Raw genomic sequence first — 14421 nt, forward strand, 5'->3', positions numbered from 1 at the left:
CTCGTCGCAGACCACTTGCACCAGTGCGCAGGCCACATGATGCTGGCCGCATGACCTCCACCGACCGCAACCACGACTGGACGACGCATGTGGGCGGCACCGCCCTCATCTGCGTCGTCGTCGGCCTGCTGAACTTTCTGCTGCAGGGCGGCAGCTTCGGCATTGCGATGCTGTATTCCTTCACCGTCGGCGCGCAGATCTCGCTCTACATCTCGCTGCTGATGGCCGGCGTGGCCCTGCTGCTGCGCCGCCGAGGCGGCGACTCGCCCCAACTGCGCCACGGCTGGGTTGGCTGGGGCTGGGTGGCCCCCTGCGTGCTGCTGGGCGCGCTGGCCGGCTACGCGGGCGGGCTGTGGCTGGGCGACCTCCTCAGCGGCCGGCACGCCAGCCGGCCCTGGGACATGCCCGGCGGCCGCGCGGCGGTGTCGGTGAGCTTCGTGCTGCTGGTGTCGGTGCTGGGCACCTTTTTCTTCTTCTCGCTGTTCCGGCTGAACGCGTTGCGGCTGGAGCAGGCCCAGGCCCAGCGCCAGGCGGCCGAGGCGCGGCTGACGCTGCTGCAGAGCCAGCTCGAACCCCACATGCTGTTCAACACGCTGGCCCATCTGCGCGTGCTGATCAAGCTGCGGCCCGACGAGGCCCAGCGCATGCTGGATCAGCTCATTGCCTATCTACGCGCCACGCTGCAGGCCAGCCGCGCCACCGAGCACCCGCTGAACGAGGAGTTCGAGCGCCTGTCGGACTACCTCGCGTTGATGCAGCTGCGCATGGGCGAACGGCTGCGCGTGAAGCTGGTTCTGCCGGCCGAACTGGGGGGCCTTCCCATCCCGCCGCTGCTGCTGCAGCCGCTGGTGGAGAACGCCATCAAGCATGGGCTGGAGCCGCATGTGGAGGGCGGCGAGCTGCGCGTGACGGCGGCGCGCGATGACAAGCGCCTCATCCTTGAAGTGGCCGACAGCGGCGCCGGTCTGGCCACGCTCGGCGAGTTGACTGGCGTCGGGACGGGATTCGGCCTCGCGCAGGTGAAGGAGCGCCTCGCGCAGCGCTATGGCGATACCGCCAGCTTCGCGCTGACACCTCAAACCGGCGGCGGCAGCGTCGCCCGCATCGAGATTCCGACATGACCACCGCCCTGATCGCCGAAGACGAGCCCCTGCTCGCCGAGAACCTGCGCGCCGAACTGGCCGCCGCGTGGCCAGCGCTGGACATCGTCGCCCAGGCCGGCAGCGGTACGGCCGCCGTCGAGCTGGCGCTGCAGCACCGCCCCCAGGTCTGCTTCCTCGACATCCGCATGCCTGGCATGACGGGGCTGGAGGCCGCCCAGGCCATCACCGAAGACTGGCCCGACGATGCCGGCGCCCTGCCGCTGTTCGTCTTCGTGACGGCCTATGACCAGTACGCGCTGCAGGCCTTCGAGACCGCCGCGGCGGACTATCTGCTCAAGCCCGTCACGCCCGAACGCCTGGCCCAGTGCGTGGCGCGGCTGCAGGCCCGCCTGGCCGAGCCCGAGCAAGTGGCACAAGGCGAAGCGACGCTGGCCTCGCTGCGCCAGTTGCTGACCCAGGTGAGGGTGCCAGCACCGAGGTTGCGTCATCTGCAGGCGGCCGTCGGCGACGCCATCGAGCTGGTGCCGCTGGACGACATCGTCTACCTGGAGGCGGCCGACAAATACGTGCGCGCCGTGACCGCCGAGCGCGACTACTGGGTGCGCGTGTCGCTGCGCGAACTGCTGCCGCAGCTGGACGCCGAGCGCTTCTGGCAGGTGCACCGCTCCACCGTCGTCAACATCGACGCCGTGGCGCGCGCCCTGCGCCAGGAAAACGGCACGGTGCTGCTGGAACTGCGCCTGCGCCCCGAAAAGCTGACCGTCAGCCGCGTGCACGCAAATCGTTTCAAAGCCCTGTAGCCGCGCGATAGCGGGGTTCCGATGAAAACCGTATAAACGGTTTCCATCTTTATGAGCCACGCCCGCAAACCCACCCCTCCCGAACGCGCCAAGCTCGTGCGCGACGGCTTCACCATGCCCGAAGCCGACTACGCGCTGCTGAAGGAACTCAAGCTGCGCCTGCACGACGTGAAGCGTGAAGCCAAGAAGAGCGAGCTGCTGCGCGCGGGCTTGCAGGCCCTGGCCCAGCTCGACGCCAAGGCGCTGGCCGCGGCGCTGGACCGGCTGGCGCCGGTCAAGACCGGACGGCCACCGAAGGCGGGCTGAGGAGAACACCATGCTCGACGCAACCTACTGGTGGCATCTGCTCTGCGCCATCGCCGGCCTCAATCTCATCGCCTGGACGGCCTCGACCGCCTGGCTGCACCGCAACCGCCCCGACGGCACCACCTGGCCCCATCAGCGCCTGCAGCTGCTGCTGTCGGCGCTTTACGTGCTGGGCTGCGGCTACCGCTCCTTGCTGCCGGTCTTTGACGTGCCGCGCCTCGTCATGGTGGATTCCTGGGCGTCCAGCGTGCTGGTCGGCCGCACCGTCGCCACCATCGCCGAGCTGAGCTTTGCCGCCCAATGGGCACTGCTGCTGCGCGGCGCGGCGCTGGCAACCGGGCACCGCTTCAGCCTCCGGGTAGCGGGCGCCGTGCTGCCGCTGATCGCCATCGCCGAGGTCAATTCCTGGTATGCCGTGCTGACGACGCGCAATATTGGCCATGTCGTCGAAGAGACCCTGTGGGGCACGGTCGCCCTGCTCAGCGTGCTGGCGCTGCTGGCCATGTGGCCGCACGCCACGCGAGCGGCGCGGCGCTGGCTGGGCCTGGCCATCGTCGCAGGTGCGATCTACGCGGCCTATATGTTCGCGGTGGATGTGCCCATGTACTGGGCACGCTGGCTGGCCGACGAAGCCGCCGGCCGGGCCTACCCCAGCCTCGTGGCGGGTGTGGCCGACGCCAGCAGCCGCTGGACGGTCTCGCACGACTGGGCGCATTGGCGCAGCGAGGTCGTCTGGATGACGCTGTACTTCAGCGTGGCCGTCTGGATCAGCATTGGGCTGGCCCATGTGCGGCTGCCGCTGCGGGTACAGCAGCCACGTCCTTAGAATCGGCGCACTGCGGGCCTGGAACACGGCCCGCTTCCATTTCCAGAGCCGACGATGAGCAACCCCGCTGCACCCGCTGCACCTGCGACGAACTTCCTGCGCCAGCGCATCGAGAACGACCTCGAGACCGGCGCGTTCGCCGGCCGCCACTTCGCCGGCACGCCGGGCGACGCCGCCCACCACAATGCCGGCCCGCTGGACGAGGCGCGCATCCGCACCCGCTTCCCGCCCGAGCCCAACGGCTATCTGCACATCGGCCACGCCAAGGCCATCTGCCTGAACTTCGGCCTGGCGCGCGACTACGGCGGCGCCTGCCATCTGCGCTTCGACGACACCAACCCCGAGAAGGAGGAGCTGGAGTACGTCAACGCCATCAAGGAGATGGTGCAGTGGCTGGGCTGGTCCTGGGGCGACAACCTGTTCGAGGCCAGCAGCTATTTCGACTTCATGTACGCCGCCGCCGAGGCGCTGGTCAACGCCGGCCATGCCTATGTGGACGAGCAGAGCGCCGAGGACATGCGCGCCAACCGCGGCGACTTCGGCCGCCCGGGCGTCAACAGCCCCTTCCGCGATCGCACGCCGGCAGAGAACCTGGCCCGCCTGCGTGAAATGCGCGATGGTCAGCATGCCGACGGCGCCATGGTGCTGCGCGCCAAGATCGACATGGCCTCGCCCAACATCAACCTGCGCGACCCGACGCTGTACCGCATCAAGCATGCGGAGCACCACGCCACCGGTGACAAGTGGTGCATCTACCCGATGTACACCTTCGCCCACCCGATCGAGGACGCACTGGAGCGCATCACCCACAGCATCTGCACGCTGGAGTTCGAAGACCAGCGCCCCTTCTACGACTGGCTGCTGGAGCACCTGGCCGACCTCGGCATGCTGGCCCGCCCGCTGCCGCAGCAGATCGAGTTCGGCCGCCTGAACCTGAACTACGTCGTCACCAGCAAGCGCAAGCTGCGCCAGCTGGTGGAAGAAAAGCACGTCAGCGGCTGGGACGACCCGCGCATGCCGACGCTGGTGGGCCTGCGCCGCCGCGGCTTCACGCCGGCGAGCGTGCGCGCCATGGTCGAGGCCACTGGTGCCAGCAAGCAGAACGCCTGGATCGACGACACCGTGCTCGACCAGGCCCTGCGCGCCGACCTCGAGCCGCAGGCGCCGCGCGCCTTTGCCGTGCTGCAGCCGCTCAAGCTCAAGCTGACGAACTACGCCGAAGTCTTCGGTTCCAACGATCACCGCGAGCCCTGCGAGACCGCTGCCCACCCGCACAAGCCGGAGCTGGGTCAGCGCAAGTTCTCGCTCGGCCCCGAACTGTGGATCGAGGCCGAGGACTTCATGGAGACGCCGCCCAAGGGCTATTTCCGTCTGTTCCCCGGCAACAAGGTGCGCCTGAAGGCCGGCTACATCATCGAATGCACCGGCGCCGAGAAGGACGCCGCGGGCAACATCACCGCGGCGCTGGCGGCGGTCATTCCCGACACCAAGAGCGGCACGCCGGGCGCGGATGCCGTCAAGGTCAAGGGCACGATTGGCTGGGTTGGGGCACACGAGGCCGTCGCGGCTGAAGTGCGTCTGTACGAGCGCCTGTTTGCAGAGCCCCAGCCCGATGCTGGTGGCCGCGACTTCATCGAGTTCCTGAACCCCAATTCGCTGCGCGTCGTGCAGGCCTTTGTCGAGCCCTCGCTCGCGGATGCGCCGTCAGATGCGCGCTGGCAGTTCGAGCGCCACGGCTACTTCGTCACGGACCGCGTCGACCACAGCGCCGACAAACCTGTTTTCAACAAGATCACCGGGCTGAAGGACAGCTTCTCCAAATAGCCCTCAGTCGCGCGCGCCCCCGCAACGCAGCACGATGGGCACGGCGTATTCGCGGCCGACGACGGCGCGGGCGAACAGATAGTTCTGCCGCGCCCGGTCGCTCAGGGAATCCAGCCGCACGCCACCCTGCGCATCACAGGGAAAGGCCAGTCCGCGGCCGGCCTGGAACAGGGACTCGAAACGCAACTCGTAGTTGTCGCTCATCAGGGGCATGGGGCGTGAGTTCATGGGGCACCTCGTCTTGCTTGCAGACTAGGCGCCGCATGGGGCCCTTGCGCGTGAAAAGGTCGCAGCTGAACTTGCTGCCCCCCGCACTTGACTGTCCGGGCGCCAAGATGTCACGCCCGTAGCATGTCCTAACGCAGCGGCCCGCGCAGCACGTCGATCTGGAAGGGCCGGTCGTTCATCTCGATGAGGGCCGGGCTGGGCACGTTCAGCGTCATCAACCGGCGCTGAGGCAGGTTGAGCAGCGCCAGCGAAGGCTGCAGGTGCTGGCGCATCAGAGCCTGCAGCGAGCCGTCAGCAAAGGCCTGGCGCAGGCCGCGCGCAATGCGCTCGATGGCTTGCTGGTTGCCGGGATGGGTATAGATGTATTGCGGCAGGTCGTAGGACAGCAGCAGGCTGTCGTCCAGCGCCAGACCCTTGAGGCCGGTGTGGGCCTGCACTTCCTGGCCGACCTCAAGCACGCTGCGGCAGAACAGGTCAGCCCGGCCGATGGCCACCATCTGGAACAGCGCCTCGTAGCCGTTGGCCTCGGCGACCGTGAAGCCGTTGGCACGCAGGATGTCCGCATCGGCCCAGCCGCGGCCCTGCACGTGGCGCAGCCGCGCCACCGCGCTCAAGGTATCGGCCTCGCGCACGACGGCGCGTTGGGGCGTGTGCACGAAGCAGACGCGGTAGCGATTCACGCCCAGATGAATGGGAAAGAGCACCGGCACCAGGCCCGCGGCCCGGCCGGCGTCCGGCCCGGTGACGACGAGGAAGTTCGGTGCGGCCTGCTGGGCGGCTTCCAGCAGCGCGCGCCGCTTGTTCATGGGCGCTGACAGCTGCAGGCGGTAAGCGCCGTCGATCGCGCGCGTCTTGTCCAGCGCCAACTGCACCGCATCGCGGATGTAGGCGTTGCGCAGGTCGGCCTCGCTGTCAGGCGCGCGCAGCGTCAGCGTCAGTTCCTGCGCATGGGCCACTCCGGCTGCCACCGCGAGCAGCGCTGGCAGGCCCTTCAACAGGCGGCGTCTGAGCAGGTCGAGGATGCTGGACACGGGCCGAATGTAGCTCTGCCAGCCAGGCCCGGGAATGGTGGCCACCCCTGAACGGGCACGTTATGGCGCAACTGGCGATCGTGACTTCCTCCACGCATTTCCACCCTCAGCGCCGCGCCCTTGCAATTGCTCACAATCCGCCCGCAACGGCCTCCCTAGCATCGCGTTCGGCTCTCTTTCGGGGGCCCTCGAACCCCATGCCGGCCGCCACAACCAATCCGCCCCAACAACCTGCCCAGCCGCGGCTGCTGAGTGGCGCGGGCGGCCGCTCGGGCACCATCACGGCGACCGAGGCGACGTCCTTCGCCGCCACGATTCCCTTCAACCGGCCCCAACCGGCAACCGCGCGTGCGGCGGCGGCACCCGCGCCTGCCAGCGGCGCGCTGCCACGCTGGGCCAAGGGCGTTGTCATCGGCGGCGTGCTGCTGGCCGTGGCCATGCCGGCCTCGGTGCTGATGTCGCGCTCCATGCTCGTGCAGGAAGCACTGACCGAGCAGAGCAGCTCCAAGGCGGCGATGGTCTGCACCGGCGGTGAAGGGAAAGCGGTCGACGACTCCAGCCTGCTGGGCTGGCTGTTCGGCGGCTCCTATTTCAGCTGCGGCGACTGGGAGACGCGCGAGGCCCGCGTGCAGCGAGATCGTGATCGCGACCAAGCCAACTACATGGCCCGCGAACGGGCCAAGCAGGGGCTGAATTAGAGGGCCTGTTAGCGCCACGGCAATGGGCCGCGTTGTGGCCAGAAAGGCCGCAGGCACGACAGCAGACCGTAAGCTGGGCTCATGCCCAGCGAGGATCTGCAACACAGCATGCGGTCTTTCTGGCCGCAACCCTTCGGGAAGGCCCGCCGCAAGGGGCCACTCGTTGTTGCAGCCCTGGCCCGCACGCGAGTGCGGGCAGCGCGCTGCGTCTAGATTGGCCCCTTGCGGCGGGCCTTCGCGACCCATTGCCGTGGCGCTAACAGGCCCTATTCCAGGTCGGCCATCCGGCGGACCTTGACCTTGCGCCCCTTGAGCTTGCCGAGCGACAGCCGGCGCACCGCCTCCTTGGCAATGCCGCGCTCGACGGCCACATAGCTGTGGAAGTCGGTCACGTTGATCTTGCCGATCTGCGTGCCGGCAAAACCGGCCTCACCCGTGAGCGCACCCAGGATGTCGCCAGGGCGGATTTTTTCCTTGCGGCCGCCCAGGATCTGCAGCGTGTCCATGGCCGGCAGCAGCGGGCCGCCGGGGGCGTCCTTCAGGGCATCCAGCGGCTCCCACTTGAATTCCTGGCCTTGCAGCTGCTCGATGCGGCCGATGCGGCCCATCTCGTCCAGGCTGGCCAGGCTCAGCGCCAGGCCTTCCGCGCCCGCGCGGCCGGTGCGGCCGATGCGATGCACGTGTTGCTCCACATCGGCACTGATGTCGACATTGATGACGCAGGCCAGGTTGGCGATGTCCAGACCACGCGCGGCCACGTCGGTGGCCACCAGCACCGAGGCGCTGCGGTTGGCGAACTGGATCAGCACCTGGTCGCGATCGCGCTGCTCCAGGTCGCCGTGCAGGGCCAGGGCGATGAAGCCCTGGGCGGCGAGCACCGCCTCCAGGTCGCGGCATTGCTGCTTGGTGTTGCAGAAGGCGATCGTCGATTCAGGCCGGAAGGCGCGCAGCAGGCGCGGCACGGCGTCCAGGCGCTCGCCCTCCCCCACCTCGAAGGCGATCTGGCGGATGGTGGACGCGGCGGCACTCGTTGAACCCGCGACCTTGACCGTCTGCGGCTCGCGCATGAACTTGGCGGCGATCTCGGTCACGCCTTCGGGGAAGGTGGCCGAGAACAGCAGCGTCTGCCGGTTGGCGGGCGCTCGCTTGGCAATCGCCTTGATGTCGTCGAGGAAGCCCATGTCCAGCATGCGGTCGGCCTCGTCCAGCACCAGCGTGTTCAGCGCCGACAGGTCCAGCGTGTCGCGCTCCAGGTGGTCGATAAGGCGGCCCGGCGTGCCGACGACGATGTGGGCGCCGAAGGACAGGCTCTCGATCTGCGGCTTCATGGGGTTGCCGCCGCACAGGCTCAGCACCTTGATGTTGTCGGCCGCGCGGGCCAGGCGGCGGATTTCCTGCGTGACCTGGTCGGCCAGCTCGCGCGTCGGGCACAGTACCAGCGCCTGCACGCGCGGCAGGTCGGCTTTGAGCCGGTGCAGCAGCGCGATGGCGAAGGCGGCGGTCTTGCCCGAGCCCGTCTGCGCCTCGCCGATGACATCGCGGCCCGCCAGGGCCAGCGGCAGGCTGCCCGCCTGGATGGGCGTCATCTGCGCATAGCCGAGCTGGCCGAGGTTGGCCAGCATGGCGGGGCTGAGAGGCAGGCGGTCGAAAGCGGTATCGGTCATCGGCCCGATTGTCGCGGTTGCACCTACAACGTCCTCGGCGCCTCGCTAGCCGAGCCACGTGGGCAACACCGCCGACAGCCGCGTCGTCGTGCCCTGGACGAACTCGACGACGACCAGGGCACCATCTCGCGAGAACGGCGGCTGCGGGAATCCGGCCGTGAAGACAGCCTCCCGCGGCGACGTCAAGTCCTGCGAAGACACGTAGTCGCTGCCCCTGAGCACCCAGATCGTTCGCGGTTGCCAGGCCGTCAGCAACGGCTTGCCATCCCCGCCAACAACTGCGGCACCGACAAGCCAAACCTTGATCGATGCGCCGGTGGAAGGCGTATCGAAACGCGGCTGCCCGGTGACGGGATCGATTTGCATGGAGGGCGCCGATCCCGCTGCCAGCGTCACCTCCTGGGCCCAGGCGCGCAGCGAAGTCGTCCCGGCATCCACGACGGCCGTCGCCTGCTGCAGGTCCTGCAGTTGGCGGTCATGGAGGCTGCGCTCGCTTTGCGGGCCTGGACCGGGCGAACCGCCGCATGACGCCATGAACGGCAGTACCGCAGTTGAAAGGGCAATTCGACGTGTTGGCATGCAGCCATGGTCGGCACCCTGGACGGCGAAGGCATCCTCAGATTTGCTGGCCTTTGAGAGGGCAGAGCGCAAGCTTTGCATCGCTACCCCCACCTGCAAGCCGTCTGGAGCATGTCGCCGGCCTTCGAATCGAACTTCTGCAGTTCCGCGGCGATCAGCGCCCTGCAGGCTTGGCTGCGAACATCCTGACCCTGGCAGCTCAGCGAGGCCGGAGGTTCAGTCAATTGGATCAGCAGCTCTCCCATCGAAGATGAAATGGCGCACACGTGGTAGTTGAGTCGCTCCCGATGAAGGGCCGGGTCGGCAAGGTAATGCTTCAACCTTTCGACGCTCCAGGGCGTCATGCGAACCAGGCGGTCGGAAACATGCCCGACATACATCGGGTCGGCCTGAATCATCTGCAGGGCTTCTATCAATCGTCTCGTGCCGCTCTGCGTCTGACTGACGTAGGCGTCGGCATCGCCCAGCCATTTCGACATGTCGTCTGAAGCGGTGTACGAAGCGAGCAGCGCACCTTCAATGACGATCCGGGCTACTTTTTTTTTAGACCCGTCAGCACATCAAGGTAGGCGACCCTGTTCACTGCCAACGCACGACGCTGCTGCTCGAAGAACTGCTGGTCGGCAGCCGACAGGTCCGCGCGATTGAGCAGCGAGCCGATGAAACAGGCCGCCTGGGCGAAGCTCTGATCCTGCTGAAAGAAGTCTGTCGTCACCTGGGACTTGGTCTGAACGACAGCCCTGATCTCTGAGCCCAGTTGCGCCCCGGCACCGGCATCGCCCTTGGCTTCCTTGATGACCTTCAAGCGGGCGACATCCGCCTCGGCAGCCGCGGAAATCTTGAGCGCAATGCCCTTGGACGTCGAAATGTCGTATGTCGTCGTGATCTCCTTGCCGATCATGGCGTGGACGCCGGCGCACACCTCGACCTCGGGCGACACGCGCGCCGCGGCAGGCGCCGACTCCGAAGGCCGGCACCCAGCCAACGCCACCCACGCAATCGCGAGCAAGGGCACTGATGTCCAACGCTTTGAAGTCGCCATAGCAGATCCTCCATTAACACTTGCGGACGGCGCGCTGACGCCGGTGTCATCAGGCTAGAGGGTCTTCATTGGCGGTACATCCACGATTCTGACGAGGGCCAAGCGTGGGCAAGCCCCATTTACCAGCACCGCAGCCCCGATGGCGGGCAGCTGGAATCAATCAACCGCCCGCGCGCTTGACCGTCCAGCCCTCGGGCCGCGCCTTCAGCCAGGCCATGACCTTGTCCAAATGGTCGCCCTGGATCTCGACGACGCCGTCCTTGACCGTGCCGCCGCTGCCGCACAGCGCCTTTAGCTGTTTGCCCAGGACCGTCAGCGCCGCATCGTCCAGCGGCAGGCCCTTGATGACGGTCACGCCCTTGCCTTTGCGGCCCGCCGTCTCGCGGCTGACGCGCACGATGCCGTCGCCGGCCGGCCGCTGCTTGGCCTTGCAGACGCATTGCGCGATGGGCTGACCGCAGCCGGGGCAGACCCGGCCGACGTCCGTCGAGTAGACCAGCGTCATGGCTTCAGGTGCCGCTCCAAGAAGGCGTCCATCGTGCGGTAAAGGTGCAACCGCGCCGCGCGGCCGGCAATGCCGTGGGCCTTGCCGGGGTAGATCTGCAGGTCGAAGGTCTTGCCGGCGGTCTGCAGGGCCTCGACCAGGCGCAGCGTGTGCTCGAACAGCACGTTGTCGTCGGCCGTGCCGTGCACCAGCAGCAGCGGTTTGCTCAGCAGCGCTGCGCGAGCGGGCAGATTGGCGCTGGCGTACGTCGCCGCTTTGCCGCCCTCCGGCATGCCGAGATAGCGCTCGGTGTAGGCCGTGTCGTAGAGCGTCCAGTCAGTCACCGGCGCAACGGCGACGGCAGCCGCGAACGGCGTGTCGGCATCCAGCATCGCGCGCGCACCGAGGAAGCCGCCATAGCTCCAGCCGAAGAAGCCGATGCGCGCCGGGTCCACGCTGTTCACGCGCGCAGGCAGCTGACGCACGGCGGCAAAGAGGTCGGCCACCTCATGCTGGCCGAAGCTGCGGAAATGGGCGCGCGTGAAGGCGCGGTCACGGTGCTCCATGCCTCGCACGTCCAGCATCAGCACGCCGTAGCCGCGCTGCTGCCAGTAGGCGATCAATGGCATGTCGCGGCCCCAGCCCCAGTTGACCGTCGCGGAGCCCGGGCCGCCATAGGCCAGCACGATGGCGGGGTGCTTGCCCTGGCCGGGACGGCTGGCGGGTGCGAAGAAGAAGGCGTTCAACGGCGTGCCGCCATCGGCCGCCGTCAGGTCCAGTGCCAGCGGGACGTTGGCGAAGGCCTCCAGCGCCGGGTCGGGCGCGTCACCGGCCAGGGCGATGGCACTGTCGCGGCCCAGGCTGCGCAGTTCCAGCCGCGGTGGCTGGCCCCAGGCCGAGCGGGTGACGAGCAGGCGGGCGCAGGCTCTGTCGGCCTTGGCATCGCGCCACTGGCGTTCGGCCGTGCCCGGCAGGGCCTGGGCCCTGCCGCCGGCCAGCGGCTGCAGGTAAAGCTCCCTGGTCTTGCCGCGGTCGCCGGCGGCGGCGAAGACGACACCTCGCTCACCCACGCACACCGCATGCGCCACCGCTTCGGCCTGCTGCGTCAGCGGCGTGCGCTGTCCGGTCGCGCGGTTGACCAGCAGCAGCTGGCGGCGGCCCGTTGCCTCGCTGGACCAGAGCAGGCCGCGCGGCGTCTCGATGAGATCGTCATGGACTTCGACCCAGGCCGCATCGGTCTCGACGGTGATGTCGTGTGGCGCGGCATTGGGTTTGAACTCGGTCAGCGTCAATCGCGTCTGGTCGCGGTTGAACCATTGCAGCCAAGGCGTGCCGTCGGCAAACCAGCCGGCGCGGGAGATGTACTCGGCGCCGGTCGGCAACTGCAGCGCATGCGCCTCAGCGGTGGCAACGCCGATGACAAAGGCGGAGACCTGGGCATTCGCTTCACCGGCAGCCGGATAGCGTTGCTCCGTCATCTCGGTGCGGTCCGCAAAGATCTGCGCCCGCGTCTTCAAGCCCACGCGCTGTTCGTCGACGCGCAGCGCCAGCAGCTGACGCCCATCGGGGCTCCACCAGAAGCCGCGATGCCGGCCCAGTTCCTCCCCGGCAATGAACTCGGCCAAGCCCCAGGTCACACGGGGATTCATGCGCGCACCGAACAGCGGGCGCGGTTGGGCGCCGGCCTGCAGGGGCAGCACCATCAACTCGCCGCCCTGCACATAGGCCAGGGTCCTGCCGTCGGGGGCGCAGCGCGGGTCCTGCTTGGGTGCGTCGGGCGTGTTCGTCAGGCGCTGCGCCTCAGGGCCCCCGGCGCTCAACTTGACCAGATAGAGGTCACCCGACAGCGGAAAGAGCAACGCGCTGTCGTCGCTGCCGCACCACTGGTAGCCGGTGATGCCGCGCTGGCTGATGCGCTGGCGCTCCAGCGCCATCTTCTCGGCCTCGCTGAGCTTCTGCGCGGCGCCGCCGAGCAGGTCGGCTGCGCTGACGAGCTTGCGCGGCTCGCCGCCGGCCGCGGGCTGGGCCCACAGCTCCAGCACCTCGCTGTCCGCCGCCGACGGGCGCAGGAAGCTGACCCATTGCCCGCCGGGCGAGATCTCGGCCTGGCGCGGCAGGCGGCCGGCGAGCGGCGGGTCAGCGGTGAGGCGTTCGAGGGTCAGGGTCTGGGCCGAGGCCGCGCTTGTGACGCAGAGGGCGGCCAGCAGGGTCATGAGGATCTTCATCACGACATGCTAGCCGCGCCTCGGTCCAGGGCTCAGGCAGGCACGGCCGCGGTCGCCAGCTCGAAGCCCTCGTCCAGCCAGCCGGTGATGCCGCCGGCCATGATCTTCACCGGCCGGCCCAACCGCGCCAGGCGCAGCGCGCCGCGGGCTGCGCCGTTGCAGTGCGGGCCGGCGCAGTAGGTCACGAAGAGGGTGTCCTTGGACCAGGCAGCCAGCTTGCTCTCGACAAGCTTGCCGTGCGGAAAGTGGATGGCGCCTGGCACATGACCGCGGGCGAACAGCTCGGCGGAGCGCACGTCCAGCAGTACGAAATCGGCGCCTTGGGCCAGCGCATCGTGCACGTCCCAGCAGTCGGCCTCGAAGGTGAACTCAGCGGCGAAGTGGGCCTCGGCCAGATGGGCGGGCGCGGCGGGAATGGCGGTGACTTGGCTGGGCATTTCGGCTCCTGGTTGATGGTGTCGTCATCGTGCCCAGCGGGGCGCTGCGCCACAATTGGCGCACATGACAAGCATCGACAAGATTTCGCCAACGACGACGGGGCCGCTTGTCGTCGCGCCGGTCTACGACGGCCTGTGCACCTTCGAGTTCGCCATTGCCGCCGAGGTCTTCGGCCTGGCGCGGCCGGAGATGGGCCTGGGCTGGTATCGCTTCGCCAGTGCCGCCATCGAGCCCGGGCCGCTGCGCGCCCACGGCGGCTTGAGCGTGACGAGCGACGGCGGCATCGAGCTGCTGGACCGGGCCGACCTCATCGTCATGGCCGGCTGGAAAGGTGCCGACGTGCCGGTGCCTGACGCGCTGGCCAAGCGGCTGCGCCAAGCCTGGCAGCGCGGCGCGCGGCTGGCATCGATCTGCTCGGGCGCCTTCGTGCTGGCCGCGACCGGCCTGCTGGACGGCCGCCGGGCGGCCACGCATTGGCGCTATGCCGACAAGCTGCGCGAGCGCCACCCGGCCATCGACGTCGATGCCGGCGTGCTCTACGCCGAGGAGGACCGCGTCTTCACGTCGGCCGGCAGCGCGGCGGGCATCGACCTGATGCTGCACCTCGTGCGCAGCGACTTCGGCGTGGAGGCGACCAACAGCGTCGCACGCCGGCTGGTGATGCCCGCGCACCGCGGCGGCGGGCAGGCGCAGTTCATCGAGCGGCCAGTGCCGCGTGACCGCACGAACCGGCTGTCCAGCCTGATGGACCAGGTGCGCGCCGACCTGCGCGCGCCATGGACGCTGGAGCGCATGGCCGTAGCCAGCGCCATGAGCCCGCGCACGCTGCTGCGGCGCTTCACCGAGGCCACCGGCCAGTCCCCCGGCGACTGGCTGATCGCCGAGCGCGTGGCCGAGGCGCAGCGGCTGCTGGAGGCCAGCAGCCTGCCCGTCGAGAGCGTCGCGGCCGAGGCCGGCTTTGGCAGTGTGCAGGCGCTGCGGCATCACTTCCAGGCCCGGCTGGGGCTCGCGCCGAGGGCTTATCGGAGCAGTTTTGGGGTGGCGAGGTAGTCCGGTCAGTCTGCAAGCTGGCGTGCGTGGGGGACCGCTTCAGGCTGAGGCTGGCGAAGACGTCAGGCGACGGAACTGCGGCATGGAATCGGAACTCGGCGTGCCAAAGGTCCCAGGCGCTGC

16 protein-coding genes are annotated in these 14421 nt (G+C 68.6%); 7 read left to right on the forward strand and 9 right to left on the reverse strand.

Annotation, left to right across the window (positions count from 1 at the left end; all coding sequences use genetic code 11):
- The first annotated feature begins 50 nt into the window (after positions 1 to 50).
- The 5 genes from ACXJLH_RS13635 to ACXJLH_RS13655 are packed head-to-tail and all read left to right on the forward strand — an operon-like array spanning position 51 to position 4859.
- The gene (locus ACXJLH_RS13635; RefSeq protein WP_457444658.1) at positions 51 to 1121 is read left to right on the forward strand and encodes a sensor histidine kinase; all 1071 of its coding nucleotides are present in this window, start codon (positions 51 to 53) and stop codon (positions 1119 to 1121) included.
- A complete protein-coding gene (locus ACXJLH_RS13640) occupies positions 1118 to 1903 on the forward strand; it encodes a LytR/AlgR family response regulator transcription factor (RefSeq protein ID WP_457444660.1) in 786 nt (261 codons plus the stop codon). Before ACXJLH_RS13635 ends, ACXJLH_RS13640 begins: the two co-directional genes overlap by 4 nt.
- A 51-nt stretch (positions 1904 to 1954) precedes the next feature.
- Positions 1955 to 2209, forward strand: coding sequence for a hypothetical protein (locus ACXJLH_RS13645; protein ID WP_457444661.1), 255 nt, complete (start codon positions 1955 to 1957; stop codon positions 2207 to 2209).
- A gap of 10 nt (positions 2210 to 2219) precedes the next feature.
- On the forward strand, positions 2220 to 3035 hold the full coding sequence (locus tag ACXJLH_RS13650) for a hypothetical protein (RefSeq protein ID WP_457325181.1): 816 nt from the start codon (positions 2220 to 2222) through the stop codon (positions 3033 to 3035).
- Positions 3036 to 3089: 54 nt separating this feature from the next.
- The gene (locus tag ACXJLH_RS13655; RefSeq protein ID WP_457444663.1) at positions 3090 to 4859 is read left to right on the forward strand and encodes a glutamine--tRNA ligase/YqeY domain fusion protein; all 1770 of its coding nucleotides are present in this window, start codon (positions 3090 to 3092) and stop codon (positions 4857 to 4859) included.
- 3 nt (positions 4860 to 4862) lie between these two features.
- Here ACXJLH_RS13655 and ACXJLH_RS13660 read toward each other — a convergent pair whose 3' ends face one another.
- Both ACXJLH_RS13660 and ACXJLH_RS13665 read right to left on the reverse strand, forming a co-directional pair.
- On the reverse strand, positions 4863 to 5087 hold the full coding sequence (locus tag ACXJLH_RS13660) for a hypothetical protein (RefSeq protein WP_056199021.1): 225 nt from the start codon (positions 5085 to 5087) through the stop codon (positions 4863 to 4865).
- A 128-nt stretch (positions 5088 to 5215) separates the two neighbouring features.
- A complete protein-coding gene (locus tag ACXJLH_RS13665; protein ID WP_457444665.1) occupies positions 5216 to 6118 on the reverse strand; it encodes a hypothetical protein in 903 nt (300 codons plus the stop codon).
- Between the two features lie 197 nt (positions 6119 to 6315).
- Here ACXJLH_RS13665 and ACXJLH_RS13670 point away from each other — a divergent pair, with 197 nt between their 5' ends.
- The gene (locus ACXJLH_RS13670) at positions 6316 to 6816 is read left to right on the forward strand and encodes a hypothetical protein (RefSeq protein WP_457444667.1); all 501 of its coding nucleotides are present in this window, start codon (positions 6316 to 6318) and stop codon (positions 6814 to 6816) included.
- A gap of 266 nt (positions 6817 to 7082) precedes the next feature.
- On the opposite strand, the gene dbpA is transcribed toward ACXJLH_RS13670, so the two are convergent.
- From dbpA to ACXJLH_RS13705, 7 genes are all read right to left on the reverse strand, one after another.
- Positions 7083 to 8480: an ATP-dependent RNA helicase DbpA gene (gene dbpA, locus ACXJLH_RS13675; protein WP_457444669.1), complete on the reverse strand. Its 1398-nt coding sequence runs from the start codon at positions 8478 to 8480 to the stop codon at positions 7083 to 7085.
- 45 nt (positions 8481 to 8525) lie between these two features.
- The gene (locus ACXJLH_RS13680; protein ID WP_457324546.1) at positions 8526 to 9131 is read right to left on the reverse strand and encodes a hypothetical protein; all 606 of its coding nucleotides are present in this window, start codon (positions 9129 to 9131) and stop codon (positions 8526 to 8528) included.
- Positions 9132 to 9142: 11 nt separating this feature from the next.
- A complete protein-coding gene (locus ACXJLH_RS13685; RefSeq protein WP_457324545.1) occupies positions 9143 to 9538 on the reverse strand; it encodes a hypothetical protein in 396 nt (131 codons plus the stop codon).
- A gap of 53 nt (positions 9539 to 9591) precedes the next feature.
- On the reverse strand, positions 9592 to 10101 hold the full coding sequence (locus tag ACXJLH_RS13690; RefSeq protein WP_457444671.1) for a hypothetical protein: 510 nt from the start codon (positions 10099 to 10101) through the stop codon (positions 9592 to 9594).
- A gap of 160 nt (positions 10102 to 10261) precedes the next feature.
- Positions 10262 to 10606 carry a translation initiation factor Sui1 gene (locus ACXJLH_RS13695; RefSeq protein ID WP_457444673.1) on the reverse strand — a complete coding sequence of 115 codons (345 nt, stop codon included), beginning with the start codon at positions 10604 to 10606 and terminating at the stop codon, positions 10262 to 10264.
- Positions 10603 to 12810, reverse strand: a complete 2208-nt coding sequence (locus tag ACXJLH_RS13700) for an alpha/beta fold hydrolase (RefSeq protein ID WP_457444675.1) — start codon at positions 12808 to 12810, stop codon at positions 10603 to 10605. Before ACXJLH_RS13700 ends, ACXJLH_RS13695 begins: the two co-directional genes overlap by 4 nt.
- A gap of 32 nt (positions 12811 to 12842) precedes the next feature.
- Entirely contained in the window at positions 12843 to 13247 is a 405-nt protein-coding gene (locus ACXJLH_RS13705) for a rhodanese-like domain-containing protein (protein ID WP_056199037.1), read from the reverse strand.
- A gap of 64 nt (positions 13248 to 13311) precedes the next feature.
- Here ACXJLH_RS13705 and ftrA point away from each other — a divergent pair, with 64 nt between their 5' ends.
- Entirely contained in the window at positions 13312 to 14298 is a 987-nt protein-coding gene (ftrA, locus tag ACXJLH_RS13710; protein ID WP_457444677.1) for a transcriptional regulator FtrA, read from the forward strand.
- Positions 14299 to 14421: the final 123 nt, after the last annotated feature.

It is taken from the genome of Roseateles sp. P5_E4, from assembly GCF_054049255.1.